We start from the raw sequence: 15,834 nt of genomic DNA, 5'->3' as shown, positions 1-15,834 counted from the left end.
AGATGGATCGGCTGTCAACAGGCCGGTCGACCAAATTTCCAATAGCCGTGCCGCGTCTGTTGCGAAGTAAGAATGTCTTGATCTTCGAAATCTCGCTTGCAATAAATAGTGTATACGCTTAATCTGGCCGAAACTGATGGCGATGCATTGCCAGCCAGAAAAGGGGAGCAGCTTATGGGAAAACAGAAGATTGCCATTATCGGTGCCGGCCTCGGCGGTGCGGTGGCCGGGTCGCTGCTTCAGCATTCCGGTTTTGATGTCGACGTCTATGAGCAGGCGCCGACTTTCTCGCGTCTTGGGGCCGGGATTCACATGGGCCCGAACGTGCTCAAGATCTTCGAGCGCATCGGCGTTGCCGAAAAAATAGTGTCGATCAGCAGCACGCCGACGTTCTGGCTGAGCCGCGACGGCATTTCGGGCGAGTATCTCTCGCGCATCCCTCTGGAAGGCTATGGCCATACCTATTGCACGGTTCATCGCGGCGACCTGCAGGCACTGCAGTGCGACACGCTGAAGGACGGCACCCTTCACTTCGGCAAGAAGCTTGCGACGATCGAAGACACCGGCATTGACGTTCATATGACCTTCGAGGACGGCACCTCGGCGAGCGCCGACATCGTTATCGGTGCCGACGGCATCAATTCGAAGATTCGCGAGACGCTGCTCGGCTTCGAAAAGCCCAACTATAGCGGCTGGGTCGGACATCGCGCGCTGATCAATGCGGAGCGGCTGAAGAAGTACGATCTCGAATTCGAAGACTGTGTGAAGTGGTGGGGTCCGGACCGTCACATGATGGTCTATTTCACCACCAGCCGGAAAGACGAATATTATTATGTTACCGGCGTTCCACACGACGCGTGGGAGTTCGAAACGGCATTCGTCGACAGCAGCCGCGAAGAAATGCATGCGGCATTTCCGGGCTATCACCCTGTCATCGAAGCGCTGATCGACAGCACCGAGACGGTCACCAAGTGGCCGCTCTTCAACCGCAATCCGCTGCCGATCTGGAGCCAGGGCAGGCTGGTGATGCTGGGCGATGCCTGCCACCCGATGAAGCCGCACATGGCGCAGGGTGCGGCGATGGCGATCGAAGATGCCGCGATGTTGACCCGTTGCCTGCTGGAGACCGGAATCTCCGACTACGCGACCGCCTTCAAACTCTATGAGGTCAACCGGCGTGACCGGGCGACGCGTGTTCAAGTTGTTTCCAACGCCAATACGTTCCTGCTGACGCAGGAAGACCCCTCCTGGGTCTACGGCTACGACGTCTACGCCGAACCGCTGCGCACGGAGGATGCAGCATGAACGGCCGGTTTCTCTATGGAGCGAATGTCTTCGCCAATGGCATCCGCCAGCACTACCTCCGCTACGGCGGCAAGGGGCCCGTGGTCGTCCTGGTTCCCGGTATAACGTCGCCGGCGATCACCTGGGGCTTTGTTGCCGAAAGGCTGGCGCTGCGCCATGACGTCTATGTTCTCGACGTTCGCGGGCGCGGCCTCTCCTCGACCGGCCCCGAACTCGACTACGGTCTCGATGCGATGGCGGATGACGTCATTGCTTTTGCCGGCGAGCTCGGGTTGAAGCATCCGGCCATACTCGGACATTCCATGGGCGCACGTATCGCGATGCGGGCGTCCAACCGTTCGCCAAGCGTCTTCAGCCGCCTGGCGCTGATCGATCCGCCTGTCTCCGGTCCTGGTCGTCGTCCGTACCCGAGCAAGCTGCCTTGGTATACCGACTCGATCGCCCTTGCCGAGAAGGGCATGGATGGCGAGGCGATGAAGGCGTTTTGCCCAACCTGGACCGAGGAGCAGCTGCAACTGCGCGCCGAATGGCTCCACACCTGCTATGCGCCCGGGATCATCAAGGCGTTCAGCGATTTCCACGACATCGATATCCTGCCTGATTTCGGCACGCTGACCGTTCCGGCCATGCTCATGGTTGCCGGCCGCGGCGGCGTCATCCAGGCCGCGGACGAAGAGGAGATCAAAGGTCTCAATCCCTCGCTGCAGATCACCCATGCTCAGAATGCCGGCCACATGATCCCCTGGGACGACTTTGAAGGCTTTTTCGTCGCGCTCGGCGACTTCCTGATCCAGTGACTTTTCCATGACGCGGCAGCCGCGTCATCGCTTTTTTGAACGCATTGCAAAAGGACAAGCCGTGCAAAAGGTTTATCGCATTGGTCAAATCGTGCCGAGCTCCAACACCACGATGGAGACGGAAATCCCCGCGATGCTGCTCGCAAGGCAGTCGATCCGCCCGGAACGATTCACCTTCCACTCCAGCCGCATGCGGATGAAGACGGTCAAGAAGGAAGAGCTGGCGGCGATGGACGCGGAATCCGATCGCTGCGCGCTCGAGCTTTCCGACGCGCAGGTCGATGTTCTCGGTTACGCGTGCCTCGTCGCGATCATGGCGATGGGTCATGGCTATCACCGCGAATCCGAGACGCGCCTTCGGGGCCGCACGGTTGAGAACGGCGCGAACACGCCCGTCGTCACCAGCGCCGGTGCGCTTGTCGAAGCGCTGAAGGTCATGAAGGCGAAGCGGATCGCGGTGGTCGCGCCCTATATGAAGCCGCTCACCGAACTGGTCGTCGATTATATCAGGAACGAAGGTTTCGAAGTCGGTGACTGGCGCGCCCTTGAAATCCCGGACAATCTCGCCGTTGGCCGTCATGATCCGCAGAACCTGCCTGAGATCGTTGCCGGTCTCGATCTGACCGGTGTCGATGTGATCGTCCTGTCGGCCTGCGTGCAGATGCCGTCGCTGGCCGCCATCGCCAAGGTGGAAGCGATGACCGGCAAGCCCGTCTTAACCGCGGCGGTTGCCACGACCTACTTCATGCTGAAGTCGCTGGATCTCGAACCGGTGGTCCCCGGTGCGGGCGCGCTGCTATCAGGCGCATACTAGGGAGCTCTGAGATGGAGACGGCCGAAGCGAACTATCAGGGTGTGTGGGGCAACAGGATCGGCTTCGGCCGGTCCCCTGCGCTGCTCGTTATCGATTTTCTGAAGGCCTATACGATCGAGGGCGCGCCTCTCTATGCGCCCGGTGTCGTCGATGCCGTGGCGCAGACGCCAGAACTCATCGAAGCCGCTCGCAAGGCCGGCATTCCGGTCATTCACACCCGCATTCTGTATCTGGCGGAAAATTGCGCCGACGGCGGTATGTGGGTGAAGAAGTCGCCAGTGATGAAGGCGATGGTTGAGGGTAACGTGCTTGCAGAGTTCTGCGACGAGGTTGAGCCCGCCAGGAACGAGTTGGTGATCGTCAAGCAGTATGCCAGCGCTTTCTTCGGGACCAGCCTTGCCTCGCATCTCCATGCGCAGGGCATCGATACTGTCATCATGGCGGGTTGCTCGACCAGCGGATGCATTCGCGCCAGTGCAGTGGATGCAGTTCAGCATGGTTTTCGAGCGATCGTGGTGCGCGACTGCGTCGGCGACCGGCATCCCGATCCACACAATGCGAACCTTTTCGATATCGACAGCAAATATGGCGATGTCGTCGCAAAGGCGGAGGCGATCGCAGAAATCGCCAAGGCCAAAGCCTGACTTTCCGTAACGATACGAGGCATTGCAGTCCTCAAGCAATAAAAGGGAACGAGCATGGATCAGTTCAGCTTCACGGAAATCTGCCTGCATCAGTTGAAGATGTCAGGCGTTCACGAGGGCGAAAAGCTTATCGTCCTGACCCAGGGTAACGAGCGCCTCGATTATGCCGATGCTTTCATGGCGGCGGGCATGCGCCTCGGCGCAAAAATGTATCACATGCGGTTGCCGCCGGTTCCGCCGGCAGGTGCATGGGCCGTCGGCCAGACCGGACTGGCAGCCATGCCTGATGCGGTGGAAGCTCTTAAGGCAGCAGACATGGTCATCGATTGCATCTTCCTGCTTTTCAGCCCGGAGCAGATGGCGATCCAGGCATCCGGCACGCGCATTCTGACGGCGGTAGAGCCGCCGGAAGTTCTCGCCCGTATGCTGCCGACGAAGGAACTGCGTGAGCGTGTCGAATTTGCCGGCGAGCTTCTGTCCAAGGCGAAGGTGATGCGCATCACCTCCGAGCACGGTACGGACGTCACCTACAAGCTCAACACCTATCCCGCGATCACCGAATACGCATGCACGGATGAGCCAGGCCGTTGGGACCATTGGCCATCGGGTTTCGTGTTCACCGGCGGTGACGACGACGGCGTCGATGGCACGATTGTCGTTGCCCCGGGGGACATCCTGCTGCCGCAGAACATCTATGTCCGCGATCCGATCATCTATACCATTGAAAACGGCTGGATCACCGATATTCGTGGCGGTCTCGATGCTGAACTCGTGAAGTCCTACATGGCCGGTTTCAACGATCCGCGCGGCATGGGCATGAGCCATGTCGGCTGGGGCCTCAATCAGAACGCCAAGTGGCATCGCATGGTGCCTGGCGAATTCCCGGGCGGCATGGGCATGGAGGCGCGCTCATTCTATGGCAACGTGATGTTCTCCACCGGTCCGAACAACGAGCTGGGCGGCCCGAACGATACGGCTTGCCATCTCGACATTCCGATGCGTAATTGCAGCCTCTTCTTGGATGATGAGCCCATGGTCCTGAAGGGCGAAATCGCCGTCAAGGAAATGCAGCATAAGTTCGGGTAAACATCGGCCACCGACCGCATGATGGTGACGCGGCTGTACCAGCATGCTGGTGCAGCCGTTTTTCGATCGGCTTCATCTGATGTCGAGGAGGTTTGGAGCAGGAATGAGCAATGGTGAAGGCAAGCCTCCAGGGGGGCCCTACCGCGTCACAGACCAGGTGGGACATCTGCTGCGCAAGGCCTATCAGCGCCACCTGGCGATCTTCCAGGACAATGCCATCGATCCTTCGCTGACGTCGGTTCAGTTCGTGACGCTTTGCGCGCTACGCGACAACGGACCGATCTCCCAGGGCGAGCTGGTCAAGGCGACCGCCGTCGACCAGGCGACGATCCGCGGCATCATCGACCGCCTCAAGTCGAAGAATATGATCGAGATCTCTCGGGATGCCTATGACGGACGAAAGGTGATCGTTTCTCTGATGCCAGCGGGCGAGGCGATCCTCGAGCAGATGTATCCGCGCGCGCGTTCCATCACTGAGAAGACGATGGGGCCGCTCAACCCGGCGGAGCAGGTCGCTTTGCTCTACCTTTTACGCAAGATCGCCGATGTCGATCCGGATGCGGTTGATGTCGCAGACGTCGGCTGAGCCGTCACGGACTTCGTCTGTCCCGGCGCAATGCCTTTCGCCGGCGCATTTCATCAATTCAAGCCCAGGGCGCGTCTGAATAGCTGCCCGGTACCGCAAGGCACCGGGCAGCCGTCATCATTAGCTGGCGTAGAACGCCTTCACTTCCTGCCAGAGATTGTTGAAGCTTTCACGGCGGTCGTCGGGAAGAGCGGACTGAATTGCCATGGTCTTCAGATACTCGGGCTTGTGAATCTGGCGGTTCAGGTCGTCGGCGGGCAGCTTTTCCATAGCGGCGGCGTTGGCCGAGGCCGGAGCGCCGATCTTGGTTGCCCATTCGACATAGAAGTCCGGGTCGATCATGTAGTTGATGAAGGTTGCCGCGGCTTCCGGATTCGGTGCGGAGGCGGGAATGGAGAGGCTGTCGAGCCAGCCGATGCCACCTTCCTTCGGAACCACGAAATCGACGGGCAGGTGGCTGTTGCGCTTCGAGCGGACCGTTGCGCCTGACCAGTAGACCGAGAGATCGAATTCCTTGGCGGCGAAGGACTTGTTCCACTGGTCTTCGCTCGACCACAGAAGCTTGACGTTCTGCTTGAAAGCCTTGAGCTTTTCGCCAACTGCTGCAAGGTCGGTCGGATTGTTGATATCCTGCCCGGAAAGCAGCGCGCCGATGGCGACGCCGGTCACTGCGTCGTCGAACAGCGCGACCTTGCCCTTGTGTTCAGGAGCGCCGAGCGCGGCGTAACTGTCCGGCTTCGGTGTGCCATCGGCAACCGCCAGCGCGGTGATGCCCCACACCCACGCGACGCCGTTGGTCTTGCCCTCGAGCTGCAGGTTTGCATGGTTCTTCAGTTCCGGGGAAAGGCCGGCTGAATTCGGGATCTTCGAAAAATCGATCGGCGTCAGCAGGCCGTCACCCGCGGCCTGCTGAGAGCGGGCGCTGTTGATCAGCACGACGTCGTATGCGCCCGGATTGGTGCGCAGCTTCGTCAGCATTTCCGGCTCGGAGCTGAAGTAGTCGTGAACGACTTCGATCCCGGTCTTTTCCTTGAAGGCCTTCAGCGCCCAGGCTTCGTCGGTGCCGTAGCCCTGCCAGTTGAGAACGGTGATCTTGCCGGCGGCGAGCGCCGGGCGCGTCGAAAGCGACAGACCGGTTGTGGCGGCAACCGCCGCGGTGCCCATCAGGCCGAGGGCTTGTCTTCGGGTGAAGTTGTTCATCTCTGTACCCCTTGTCGATAGTTTTTTGGATTTTGTCTGCGGCTGCGCAGGCGAGTGCGGTGATGCCTCCCCGCATCCTCTGAACATCCGCAACGAAATATGTTCACGATCTTCCCGCCGCGAAGGCCCTGGGCAACTTCGCAGAAAAACGTTCGTGTACAAATAACCTGTCCCTAGTTTTCTATCTTGTCAAGCGCCGTTTGACCGCGGTTTAGATGCCTTGGTTTCCGATCTAACGATATTCTCGGACATTCAGCACGTTCCGCTGCGATGAACGGGCCCAGGCCGGCGCCGTTGCCCTGGCTATTTTGCAGGAAAAACAGCATCTAAGCGTTCGGCGAAAAAGCGCGCTTGACAATGACTGGGACTGCTGAAATCATTTGTACACAAAACAAAGAAAGAAGAATTTGAGGGTGAGCAAATGAGGCAGTCACAGACAATCATGCAAGCGACCGCTTAGCGGATAACGCGATATCGGCATCGGCGCGAGAAACCGTGCTGCGGCATGACGCGGCCGGCGCGTGAACTTCAATATTGGATTTGACCGCTGCAGCGACGCGAAGGTCGTTGTGGTCGCGGAGGACGGCTGGATGGCCACACTTAACGCTCAAGAACCCCCGTCGGTGGTTGCGCTTGAAGGAAGGCAGTCAGGGCGGCTACCGTCATGGGTGACGACAGGCGCGTTGCTTTTGCCGACCTATGGCTGGCTGACGCTGGCCGTCTTCATTCCCTTGCTGGCGATGTTTGCCTTTTCCTTCATGACGGCAACGCCGCTGGGCAACAAGCCGATTGTCTTCACGCTGAAGCAATACCGCGCCTTCATCGATCAGCCCTATCTGATCGGCGTCGGGATCAGCTCGCTGCTGATCGGCTTCTGGACGACGTTTTTCTGTGCCGTGCTTGGTTTCTTTGCGGCCCTTGCTCTTGCCCGCGCCACGATTGGCAGAACCAAAGAGGTGCTGCTGATCCTCATCCTCCTACCTTTCTGGACCAACGGACTGGTGCGCGTCTTTTCCTGGACGATGGTGCTGCGTGAAGGCGGGTTCCTCGACTATGTCCTTCACCTGATCGCGCCGGGGGCCGGTTCGATCGGCTTCCTCTACACTCGGCCGGCGATCGTGGTTGGTCTGGTACATGGCTATCTGCCCTACATGATCCTGACCTGTTACATCGCGCTCTCGACCATCGACGACGCGATTATCGAAGCGGCATTCAGCCTCGGCGCTCGCTGGTGGGTCGTGCTCTACAAGATCCTCCTGCCGATGGCTGCGCCCGGCCTGATTTCCGGTGCCGTTCTGACATTCGTTCCCGTGATCGGCTCGTTCATGGAGCCCCGCATTCTTGGCGGCCGCGTCGGCGTGACGATGGGAACCGTAATCGAGGACCAGTTCACCCAGGCGTTTAACTGGCCGCTCGGAGCTTCACTCTCCTTCACGCTTCTGGCCGTGGTTCTGGCGATCTTCGCCACGTTCTCCGGCGTGCTGAAGCGTGGATCCGTCGCATAGGTGCTGGAATGAAGACACTCGGACGTTTCTATCTCTTTGCGATCCTGGCGTTTCTCTACACGCCGATCATCGTGATGATGGCGATGGGCTTCAATGAATCGCCGCTCTACCAGCTGCCGTTCAGTTTCTCGACCCGGTGGTACGTCGCCCTGATGGGCAATACCGTGCTGCTGACTTCGGGTCTGAACAGCATCATCATCGCCGTGATCACCGCTGTGGTTGCGACGACGCTCGGAACCGTAGCCTCCGTGGCGCTGTCCCGCCGCAGCTTCCGCGGACGCAGCCTGCTGCAGCTGCTGCTCCTGCCACCGATCGCCATTCCTTGGCTGATCACCGGGACGGCGATGCTGATCTTCTTCTACTGGAGTGGAATAGGCCGCGGCATGCACGCACTGATCATAGGCCACGTTGCACTCGCCATTCCCTATGTCGTCATCGTCGTTGGTACCGGGTTCAAGACGATCCGCGCAGATCTTGAGGAAGCGGCGATGAGCCTTGGGTCGACGCCGATCCATGCCTTCTATTCGGTAACGCTGCCGCTGCTCTTTCCAAGCATTTTGGGCGCCGCCCTGTTTGCGTTTGCCGTCTCGCTTGACCAGTTCGTGATTTCCTACTTCCTGGCGACGCCGGGTTACACGACGTTGCCGGTGCAGATCTATTCGGCGATCCGCAAGGGTTTCACGCCTGAGATCAATGCGATCTCCACCATCCTTCTACTCGGCTCCATGGCTGCAATTCTCATCTTCGCCCGCTTCGCAAAACCCGGAGAAAATCGTGACCCACGTTAACGTAAAGTCGGTTGCCAAGAGCTATGGCTCGGTGCCTGTCCTGTCCGATATTTCGACGGAATTCGCTGAAGGCTCTTTCACCAGTCTGCTTGGCCCTTCCGGCTCCGGCAAGACGACGCTCCTGCGTATTATTGCAGGCTTCATTACCGCCGATCAGGGCAGCGTGACGATCGGCGAACGGGATGTCACCAACGTTCCCGTCTGGCACCGCAACATTGGAATGATGTTCCAGTCCTACGCGCTTTTCCCGCACATGACGATTGCGCAGAACGTCTCCTTCGGACTGGAACGTCGCGGCATCCGCGGCGAGGTCGCCCGCAAGGAAGTCGAGCGCGCGCTCGAAATGGTACGGCTGCCGGGCTTCGGTGACCGCTTGCCGAAGCAGCTGTCGGGCGGCCAGCAACAGCGCGTCGCGCTAGCTCGCGCTATCGTCATCAAGCCGAGCGTCCTGCTGCTCGACGAGCCGCTTTCGGCGCTCGATCGGAGGCTGCGCCAGGAAATGCAGGTCGAGCTCTTGCGCATCCAGCGCGAAAGCGGGCTGACGACGATTTTCGTCACGCATGACCAGGAAGAGGCGCTGACGCTGTCCGACAAGGTGGCGATCCTCGACAAGGGCAAGATCGTCCAGATCGGCGAGCCGGCAAACGTCTACGAGCGACCGCGAACGCGATTTGCGGCGGAGTTCCTCGGTGACTCGAACTTTCTGCCCGGCACCGTGGAGAATGGCGGTGTCCGCCTCGAAGATGGCGGCATGGTCGACGTTTCAGGCACACTGCCGTCGGCAGGAACGAAGGTGACGCTCGCCATCCGGCCCGAGAAGATGTCGCCGTCAGGCGAAGGCAAGAATCGGATCTCGGCGCAGATCAAGACGGTGATCTATGCAGGGCCAGTGCTCTCCTATCACCTGGTGACCAATCAGGGACGCGAGCTGAAACTGTTCTCGCAGAATCGCGACGGCAGCCTTCTGCGCGAAGGCGAAAACGTCACGCTATCGTGGATGCCCGAGCACACCGTCGCGTTGGTCGAATAGAATGAAGATCGAGACCATCTTTGATGGCTACTGTCACGTGGTCATCGACATGCAGCGGCTTTTCGCCGAAGAGACCGTATGGCACGCGCCTGCAATGCGCGACATTCTCGAAAACGTCATTGCGCTCAGCCGGCGCATGCCGTCCGAGACGCTATTTGCGCGGTTTATCGTGCCTGCCTCCGTGGACAACGCGTCCGGATGCTGGAAGCCCTACTACGAGCGTTGGTCCATGCTGACCGGCGATCATCACGATCCAGCCCTTCACGACCTGATGGGGCCGCTGCGGGCGATCGCGCCGGCCGGACAGATATTCGACAAACCGGGGTACTCGATCTTCTCCAACGAGACCCTGCATTCGCGGCTGCAGAAGAACGGTGTTCGGACCATCATCGTCTCCGGAGCGGAAACCGACGTCTGCGTCTATTCCAGCGTTCTCCAGGCCATCGACCTCGGCTACCTCGTGGTGATTGCGACGGATGCGGTGGCAAGCAGCGATGGCGCGGCCCATCGCGCGGTCATCGACCAGCTTGCACCGCGCATGCCCGAACAAATCTTGCTGCTTTCGACCGAAGAGATCTTGAGCGCAGTGGACGCGGCTGCGGCTCGCGGCACTCTCACCAAAGGATAGGTCATGCCGAACGTGGATCAGGAGGTGCCGAGCCAGCCGCGCCATAGTGACAAAGCGGCCGGGGCCTATACGCTTGCCGAACAGATTGGATATCTTCTGCGACAGGCAAACCAGCGGCACGTTGCGATCTTTACCAGCCGAATGAACGAGAAGCTGACGACGACGCAATGGGCGGCGCTGGTCAAACTGCGCGACCTCCAGCCCTGTTCGCAGGTCAATCTTGGGCGCGAGACGGCGATGGACGTCGCGACCATCAAGGGCGTGGTAGACCGGTTGGCAAAGCGCAACCTGGTCCGTACCGCGCCGGATACGACCGACGCCAGACGGCTCGTCCTGACCCTTACCGAGGAAGGCGAGGCCGCGGTCGCCCGCAACCTGCCTGTCGCGAACGACATCTCGGAAGAGACCCTGTCAACACTGTCACCCGCCGAGCGTGCCATGCTCGCCGAGCTGTTACGCAAGATCTCCTGACCCGGCGAGCCTCGGTTCTTACTGCCAATTAAACGAGCTGCAGCCTGTAGCGCGCGGCCATGCGCGCGCCTCGCAGTCGCTTCACCCAATAAAGGGAATGCAGATGATCACAGTGCTTGGTTCCATCAATATCGACCTCGTCGCGCGCACGCGCCGCCTACCGCGGCCTGGCGAAACGGTCGCCGGCCGCTCCGCCAACACCGCAGCCGGTGGCAAGGGAGCCAACCAGGCGCTTGCCGTCCACCGTGCCGGGAGGCCCGTGCATCTGATCGGCGCGGTGGGACGTGACGGTTTTGCCGAGCCGGCATTGGCAGTGCTGAAGGAGGCGGGACTTGACCTGTCCCGTGTCAGGCAGGTCGAAGGGGCAACCGGCAGCGCCTTCATCATCATCGGCGACGACGGCGAGAACATGATCACGGTTGTCGCTGGCGCAAATGGGATGCTTGGCGAAGAGGATGTGGAGCGGTCACTTGCCGGTAGTCGGCAGGGCGATTTCCTGATGCTTCAGATGGAAATCCACGCCGACATGATCTCCCGGGCACTGGCGATGGCGCGTGGCCGGAAGGTGAAGACAATCCTCAACATTGCGCCGGCTACCGGCGACGTCCTTGATCTGGCCTCGATGGCGGATATCGTCATCGCCAACGAGAGCGAGTTCGCGTTGCTCGCCAGTCAGCCGCTGAAGGGGCTAGACGACCAGATCGCCGCTCTTCGTCGTCTCCACGACAACTGCCATCAGACGATCGTCGTGACACTCGGACCGGCGGGTGCGATGGCGATCTCGGACGGCCAGATCATTCAGGTTCCCGCTCTACCGGTGACACCCATTGACACGGTCGGTGCCGGCGATACGTTCTGCGGCTACTTCGCCGCCGAACTCGACCGGCATGGAGACATCGAACGGGCGCTGCGTGTCTCCGCCATCGCCGGCTCGTTGGCCTGCACTGAGTTGGGCGCGCAGACGTCCATTCCCGGGCGCGACGTGGTTATGGCGGCTCTAATCAATCCGCATTCCTTGCCTCTGTCCGTCGGCGCCGGGTATGGGATCGAGTTCTATGTGGAACGAATAGACGATACGGGCTGATTGCTCATGGTGATTTCGGTTCGTATCCCTTACCGGCGACGAGCGCCTTCGCAGCGTCCTCATCCGTTACAAGGACATGACAAAGGCGCGCATTGATCGCCGCTCTGATGATCGGCAGTTTCTGAAGGCCGCCTGCCGCGAGAACGAGTGCCGGTATCGCCCTCAAGCTATCGAGTGGAGGATGAACGGCCCATAGGGCAAGCGGATGATCGACAACCTCTCCCTCTGCATTGAGATAATGCCCGCAAATGTCCCCGACGGCGCCGGCGTCCTTCAGCGACATCCAGGTTTCTCGGCTGATGACACCATATTCCAGCGATTTCGATTGTTCGGAAAGATCGATGGCGCTCAGAAGTGCCATGTCCAATCGCCTGACCATGTCGAGAATGGATCGGATCGGTTCGCTCTTCAGGAGAGCATCACGAAGTTCGCGGGTTTCGGCATACATCGGCGCGGTCATATAGGAGCAGGTCGCATCGAGGGCGCGCGCCGTCATCGCCGCATTGTCGTAAGGATTGATCAGCGTGCTCTCGGCCAGGCCACCGGAAAGCATTACGACCCGGTTCTGCATATTCTGGCGTGGCCGAAGGTTCTGCGCCGCCGCATTGATCGTTCCTCCCCAGCCAATGCCGAGAGACCCGCCACGCGGAAGTTCATTCGATATGTATTGACCCGCGGCCGCGCCAATGAAAGGTCGAACATCGCTGCCTGGCATGGGTGCCGGAACGACAATGGCGTGCCTTAAGCCAAACCGCTCGACTAGCGCGGCTTCCAGCTCATAGCATGGGCCGCGGTCTCCAATGATTGAGATCTGGACAAGGCCGCTCTGACGCGCTTCACCGAGAAGCTGGTTGACGCGCTTGCGCGTGATGGAGAGCCGCTGGGCGATCGCCTCCTGCGTTTGGCCTTCCTTGAAATAGTACCAGCAGATGCGCGCAAGCAGAGCAACGTCGGTCGGCTCGTCGGCGCTAGCCGACTCTATCTGCTTGGTCCCTTTAATTCTGTTCGACACTTTTTCCAATCTCCATCTGCGCGGCAGAAATTGCCTCGGGATGCCCGATCATGCAACCGGCTTTCGCTTCTGGTACATATGTTCCTAGTATGTCACATGTGTGTCACTGAGTGCGCATATCACATTGCCAACCTCAACCGGAGAAGACGAATGCGTAAAATTCTTTTGGCCACCGTTGCATTCTGTGGCATCGCCACATCGGCCTTTGCCGATTTCACCGACAACAAGGTCGTCATCGGCGTCCTGGGAGACCAGAGCGGCGTCGTCGCGGATGTCGGCGGGCAAGGCTCGATCATTGCCGCGCGCATGGCCGTCGAAGATTTCGGCGGTTCGATCGATGGGACCCCGATCGAAATCATCACGGCCGACCACCAGAACAAGCCGGATGTCGGATCCGCGATCGCCCGAGAATGGTTCGACCGCAAGGGCGTCGACGTCATCGTCGACCTGCCGCATTCCGGCGTCGTCTTCAGCCTCATGGCGATTGCCAATGAAAAGAAGAAGTCGCTGGAGATTTCCGGCGCTGCCAGCGTCGATATCACCGGCGCGCAGTGCTCGCCCTACGTCACACACTGGACGGACGACACCTACGCCCTCGCCCAGGGGACGGCGGCAGCCCTCGCCGATCAGGGGTTCAAATCCTGGTACTTCCTGACTGCCGACTACGCATTCGGCCACGATCTCGAAAAGGACGCAACGCGCGTCGTCGAAGCCCGCGGCGGGCAGGTCGTCGGCGGCGCCCGTCATCCGCTGGGCACGGCGGACTTTTCCGCGCTGCTGCTGCGCGCACGCAGCTCCAAGGCGCAGGTCGTTGCTCTTGCCAGCGCAGGCGCAGATACGGTCAATGCCATCAAGCAGGCAGGCCAGTTCGGCATCACCCGCGGTGGCCAGAAGGTCGCCGCGCTGCACACCTTTATTACCGACATCAACAGCGTCGGTCTCGAAGCGGCACAGGGCCTGATCGTGACCGAGGGTTTCTATTGGGATGAGACCGATGGCACGCGCGCCTTCGCCAAGCGCTTTTTCGAAAAGCACAATCGCATGCCGACCCGCGAGCAGGCTGGCGTCTACACCGGAGTGCTACATTATCTGAAGGCTGCGAAGTCCGCCCACAGCGACGACGCCGCAATCGTCAATGCTGAAATGCGTCGTCTGCCTGTTGACCGGTTCGGCAAGCCGGCGACGGTGGAAGAAAACGGCCGCGTCACCTACGATCTCGGCGTCTATCGCGTGAAGGCGCCGAGCGAAAGCCGCAACCCCTGGGATCTCTACGAGAAGCTCGCTACGATCCCTGCGGACAAGGCCTTTAAGCCGGTCGCCGAATCCGGTTGTGCCATTCCGGCGAAGGCTCAATGAGCGCCATGAACACATCCGACAAGACGTCGGTGGCGGTCAATACCGCCACCGATGACCGTCTGTCGCCTTTGCTGTTCGTGGAGGGCCTGACGGTTAGATATGGCGATTTCCACGCCTTGAAGGATGTTTCCCTGTCATTGGCCCCTTACGGCACTCATGCTGTCATCGGCCCGAACGGCGCCGGCAAGTCGACGCTGTTCAACGCCATCAGCGGTTTCGTAAAACCGACGGCCGGGCGTGTGGTCTTTTCCGGAACCGATGTCACGGCCTGGCGTCCGGACCGTCTGGCTCGCAGTGGCCTTGCCCGGTCCTTCCAGATTTCGGCGATCTTCCCCGATCTGTCCGTTGAGGACAACCTCAGGATGGCGCTTGGGAGACATGCCGACAAAGCCTCCCTGATGAGCTCGCGGCGGGCTATTGGGCTGGGGGAAGAAGCAGCGCGCCTGCTTTCAGAAACGGGACTGGACCTGCGCCGCAAGGAACGTGCGGCCGACCTGTCCTATGGGCAAAAGCGCCTGCTGGAACTTGTCACCACACTGTTGCTCGATCCGCGTCTTCTGATGCTGGACGAGCCGATGGCGGGTCTTGCGCGGGAAGACATTCCCGAAGTGACGTCGCTGATCGCAAAGGCGGCCGGTCGCTGCTCGGTTCTGCTTGTCGAGCACAATCTGCATGTCGTCGAACGGCTGGCACAGGAGGTCACCGTTCTTGCAGGCGGCTGCCTTCTCAGTCGCGGCACCTATGGCGAGGTGGCCTCGGACCCTCGCGTCCGAGAGGCCTATATCGGGGGAAGCGCAAGTGACTGAACGTCTTTTCAAGGGGGCGCAACCCGCCCTCGACGTCGTCGATCTAGAGACATGGTACGGCGCCTCGCAGGCATTGTTCGGCGTCAGCTTCACGATCATGCCCGGCGAAGTCGTTGGACTGGTCGGCCGCAATGGCGCAGGCAAGACGACGGTGTTGAGATCGGTGATGGGCCTGCTGCAACGTCAGTCCGGTCGGGTCGCCATCGGCGGTGTCGATACGACAAAGCTCGGGCCCGCCGCCCGCGCGCGGCTTGGCGTCGGTTACTGCCCCGAGGAGCGAGCCGTGTTCGCAAGCCTGACGGTAGCGGAAAACCTCGCTCTTCCGCCGTCGGTCGGCCCGGAAGGCCTGAGCGAAGCGGAAATCCTTACGCTTTTCCCAAATCTGGAAAGCAGACGGCACCAGTATGGCGGGCAACTCAGCGGCGGCGAACAGCAGATGCTGGCGATCGCGCGGATCCTCCGCACTGGCGCCCGTACGCTGATGTTCGACGAGCCGACCGAGGGCTTGGCGCCCGTCATCGTCAAACAGATCGAGGCCGCTCTCATTACCCTCAAGAGGCGGGGCTTCACGATCCTGCTCGTGGAACAGAACCTCGCATTCGTCTTGCGTGTTGCCGATCGCATCGTCGCGATCGAGCACGGCCGCGTTGTGGCCGAGCGCATTGTCGATGAGCCGCTTGAGGTGGAGCGCCACCTTGCACAATACCTCGTCCTGTGAGTTG

General features: G+C 60.4%; 17 protein-coding genes. 15 read left to right on the top strand and 2 right to left on the bottom strand.

The features are described from left to right. Positions 1-174: 174 nt before the first annotated feature. From DTW90_RS24815 to DTW90_RS24790, 6 genes are all read left to right on the top strand, one after another. Entirely contained in the window at positions 175-1,305 is a 1,131-nt protein-coding gene (locus tag DTW90_RS24815) for an FAD-dependent monooxygenase (RefSeq protein ID WP_149341663.1), read from the top strand. Beyond that, positions 1,302-2,102, top strand: coding sequence for an alpha/beta hydrolase (locus tag DTW90_RS24810; RefSeq protein ID WP_149341661.1), 801 nt, complete (start codon positions 1,302-1,304; stop codon positions 2,100-2,102). The genes DTW90_RS24815 and DTW90_RS24810 overlap by 4 nt, the downstream gene beginning before the upstream one ends. 61 nt (positions 2,103-2,163) lie before the next feature. Beyond that, a complete protein-coding gene (locus tag DTW90_RS24805; protein ID WP_149341659.1) occupies positions 2,164-2,916 on the top strand; it encodes an Asp/Glu racemase in 753 nt (250 codons plus the stop codon). Positions 2,917-2,927: 11 nt separating this feature from the next. After that, positions 2,928-3,560, top strand: a complete 633-nt coding sequence (locus DTW90_RS24800) for an N-carbamoylsarcosine amidohydrolase (protein WP_149341657.1) — start codon at positions 2,928-2,930, stop codon at positions 3,558-3,560. A 54-nt stretch (positions 3,561-3,614) separates the two neighbouring features. Continuing rightward, on the top strand, positions 3,615-4,646 hold the full coding sequence (locus tag DTW90_RS24795) for a leucyl aminopeptidase (RefSeq protein ID WP_149341655.1): 1,032 nt from the start codon (positions 3,615-3,617) through the stop codon (positions 4,644-4,646). Between the two features lie 103 nt (positions 4,647-4,749). Continuing rightward, entirely contained in the window at positions 4,750-5,232 is a 483-nt protein-coding gene (locus DTW90_RS24790; protein ID WP_149341653.1) for a MarR family transcriptional regulator, read from the top strand. Positions 5,233-5,352: 120 nt separating this feature from the next. On the opposite strand, the gene DTW90_RS24785 is transcribed toward DTW90_RS24790, so the two are convergent. After that, positions 5,353-6,432: an extracellular solute-binding protein gene (locus tag DTW90_RS24785; protein ID WP_132525981.1), complete on the bottom strand. Its 1,080-nt coding sequence runs from the start codon at positions 6,430-6,432 to the stop codon at positions 5,353-5,355. A gap of 590 nt (positions 6,433-7,022) precedes the next feature. Between DTW90_RS24785 and DTW90_RS24780 the strand changes: the two genes are divergently transcribed. The 6 genes from DTW90_RS24780 (at position 7,023) to DTW90_RS24755 (ending at position 11,938) form a co-directional block, all read left to right on the top strand. Continuing rightward, positions 7,023-7,937 (top strand): ABC transporter permease, encoded by a 915-nt coding sequence (locus tag DTW90_RS24780; RefSeq protein WP_149341651.1) that lies wholly within the window; start codon positions 7,023-7,025, stop codon positions 7,935-7,937. Positions 7,938-7,945: 8 nt separating this feature from the next. Further along, positions 7,946-8,725, top strand: coding sequence for an ABC transporter permease (locus DTW90_RS24775; RefSeq protein ID WP_149341649.1), 780 nt, complete (start codon positions 7,946-7,948; stop codon positions 8,723-8,725). Further along, positions 8,712-9,755, top strand: a complete 1,044-nt coding sequence (locus DTW90_RS24770; RefSeq protein ID WP_149341647.1) for an ABC transporter ATP-binding protein — start codon at positions 8,712-8,714, stop codon at positions 9,753-9,755. The genes DTW90_RS24775 and DTW90_RS24770 overlap by 14 nt, the downstream gene beginning before the upstream one ends. Position 9,756: 1 nt before the next feature. After that, positions 9,757-10,383: a cysteine hydrolase gene (locus tag DTW90_RS24765; RefSeq protein ID WP_149341645.1), complete on the top strand. Its 627-nt coding sequence runs from the start codon at positions 9,757-9,759 to the stop codon at positions 10,381-10,383. A 3-nt stretch (positions 10,384-10,386) separates the two neighbouring features. Further along, positions 10,387-10,854, top strand: a complete 468-nt coding sequence (locus tag DTW90_RS24760; protein WP_149341643.1) for a MarR family winged helix-turn-helix transcriptional regulator — start codon at positions 10,387-10,389, stop codon at positions 10,852-10,854. 103 nt (positions 10,855-10,957) lie between these two features. Then, positions 10,958-11,938: a ribokinase gene (locus DTW90_RS24755; protein WP_149341641.1), complete on the top strand. Its 981-nt coding sequence runs from the start codon at positions 10,958-10,960 to the stop codon at positions 11,936-11,938. Positions 11,939-11,942: 4 nt separating this feature from the next. On the opposite strand, the gene DTW90_RS24750 is transcribed toward DTW90_RS24755, so the two are convergent. After that, complete coding sequence (locus DTW90_RS24750; RefSeq protein WP_149341640.1) at positions 11,943-12,950, bottom strand: sugar-binding domain-containing protein; 1,008 nt, start codon at positions 12,948-12,950, stop codon at positions 11,943-11,945. Between the two features lie 150 nt (positions 12,951-13,100). Here DTW90_RS24750 and DTW90_RS24745 point away from each other — a divergent pair, with 150 nt between their 5' ends. From DTW90_RS24745 to DTW90_RS24735, 3 genes are read left to right on the top strand one after another with little or no spacing between them, the layout of a single operon-like run. Next, positions 13,101-14,306, top strand: a complete 1,206-nt coding sequence (locus DTW90_RS24745; RefSeq protein WP_149341638.1) for an ABC transporter substrate-binding protein — start codon at positions 13,101-13,103, stop codon at positions 14,304-14,306. Next, the gene (locus DTW90_RS24740; protein ID WP_246665024.1) at positions 14,303-15,112 is read left to right on the top strand and encodes an ATP-binding cassette domain-containing protein; all 810 of its coding nucleotides are present in this window, start codon (positions 14,303-14,305) and stop codon (positions 15,110-15,112) included. Before DTW90_RS24745 ends, DTW90_RS24740 begins: the two co-directional genes overlap by 4 nt. Further along, positions 15,105-15,830, top strand: a complete 726-nt coding sequence (locus tag DTW90_RS24735) for an ABC transporter ATP-binding protein (protein WP_246665023.1) — start codon at positions 15,105-15,107, stop codon at positions 15,828-15,830. Before DTW90_RS24740 ends, DTW90_RS24735 begins: the two co-directional genes overlap by 8 nt. Positions 15,831-15,834: the final 4 nt, after the last annotated feature.

Origin of the sequence: Neorhizobium sp. P12A (assembly GCF_008365395.1) — a bacterium.
Taxonomy (GTDB): domain Bacteria; phylum Pseudomonadota; class Alphaproteobacteria; order Rhizobiales; family Rhizobiaceae; genus Rhizobium.
This window is presented reverse-complemented; position numbering and strand designations above follow the sequence as displayed.

What these genes read in the sequence shown, in the direction of transcription:
- DTW90_RS24795 (WP_149341655.1), top strand. Translation starts at nt 3,615, where the DNA reads ATGGATCAGTTCAGCTTCACGGAAATCTGCCTGCATCAGTTGAAGATG.
- DTW90_RS24755 (WP_149341641.1), top strand. Translation starts at nt 10,958, where the DNA reads ATGATCACAGTGCTTGGTTCCATCAATATCGACCTCGTCGCGCGCACG.
- DTW90_RS24790 (WP_149341653.1), top strand. Translation starts at nt 4,750, where the DNA reads ATGAGCAATGGTGAAGGCAAGCCTCCAGGGGGGCCCTACCGCGTCACA.
- DTW90_RS24780 (WP_149341651.1), top strand. Translation starts at nt 7,023, where the DNA reads ATGGCCACACTTAACGCTCAAGAACCCCCGTCGGTGGTTGCGCTTGAA.
- DTW90_RS24765 (WP_149341645.1), top strand. Translation starts at nt 9,757, where the DNA reads ATGAAGATCGAGACCATCTTTGATGGCTACTGTCACGTGGTCATCGAC.
- DTW90_RS24760 (WP_149341643.1), top strand. Translation starts at nt 10,387, where the DNA reads ATGCCGAACGTGGATCAGGAGGTGCCGAGCCAGCCGCGCCATAGTGAC.
- DTW90_RS24785 (WP_132525981.1), bottom strand. Translation starts at nt 6,432, where the DNA reads ATGAACAACTTCACCCGAAGACAAGCCCTCGGCCTGATGGGCACCGCG.
- DTW90_RS24815 (WP_149341663.1), top strand. Translation starts at nt 175, where the DNA reads ATGGGAAAACAGAAGATTGCCATTATCGGTGCCGGCCTCGGCGGTGCG.
- DTW90_RS24800 (WP_149341657.1), top strand. Translation starts at nt 2,928, where the DNA reads ATGGAGACGGCCGAAGCGAACTATCAGGGTGTGTGGGGCAACAGGATC.
- DTW90_RS24740 (WP_246665024.1), top strand. Translation starts at nt 14,303, where the DNA reads ATGAGCGCCATGAACACATCCGACAAGACGTCGGTGGCGGTCAATACC.
- DTW90_RS24775 (WP_149341649.1), top strand. Translation starts at nt 7,946, where the DNA reads ATGAAGACACTCGGACGTTTCTATCTCTTTGCGATCCTGGCGTTTCTC.
- DTW90_RS24810 (WP_149341661.1), top strand. Translation starts at nt 1,302, where the DNA reads ATGAACGGCCGGTTTCTCTATGGAGCGAATGTCTTCGCCAATGGCATC.
- DTW90_RS24745 (WP_149341638.1), top strand. Translation starts at nt 13,101, where the DNA reads ATGCGTAAAATTCTTTTGGCCACCGTTGCATTCTGTGGCATCGCCACA.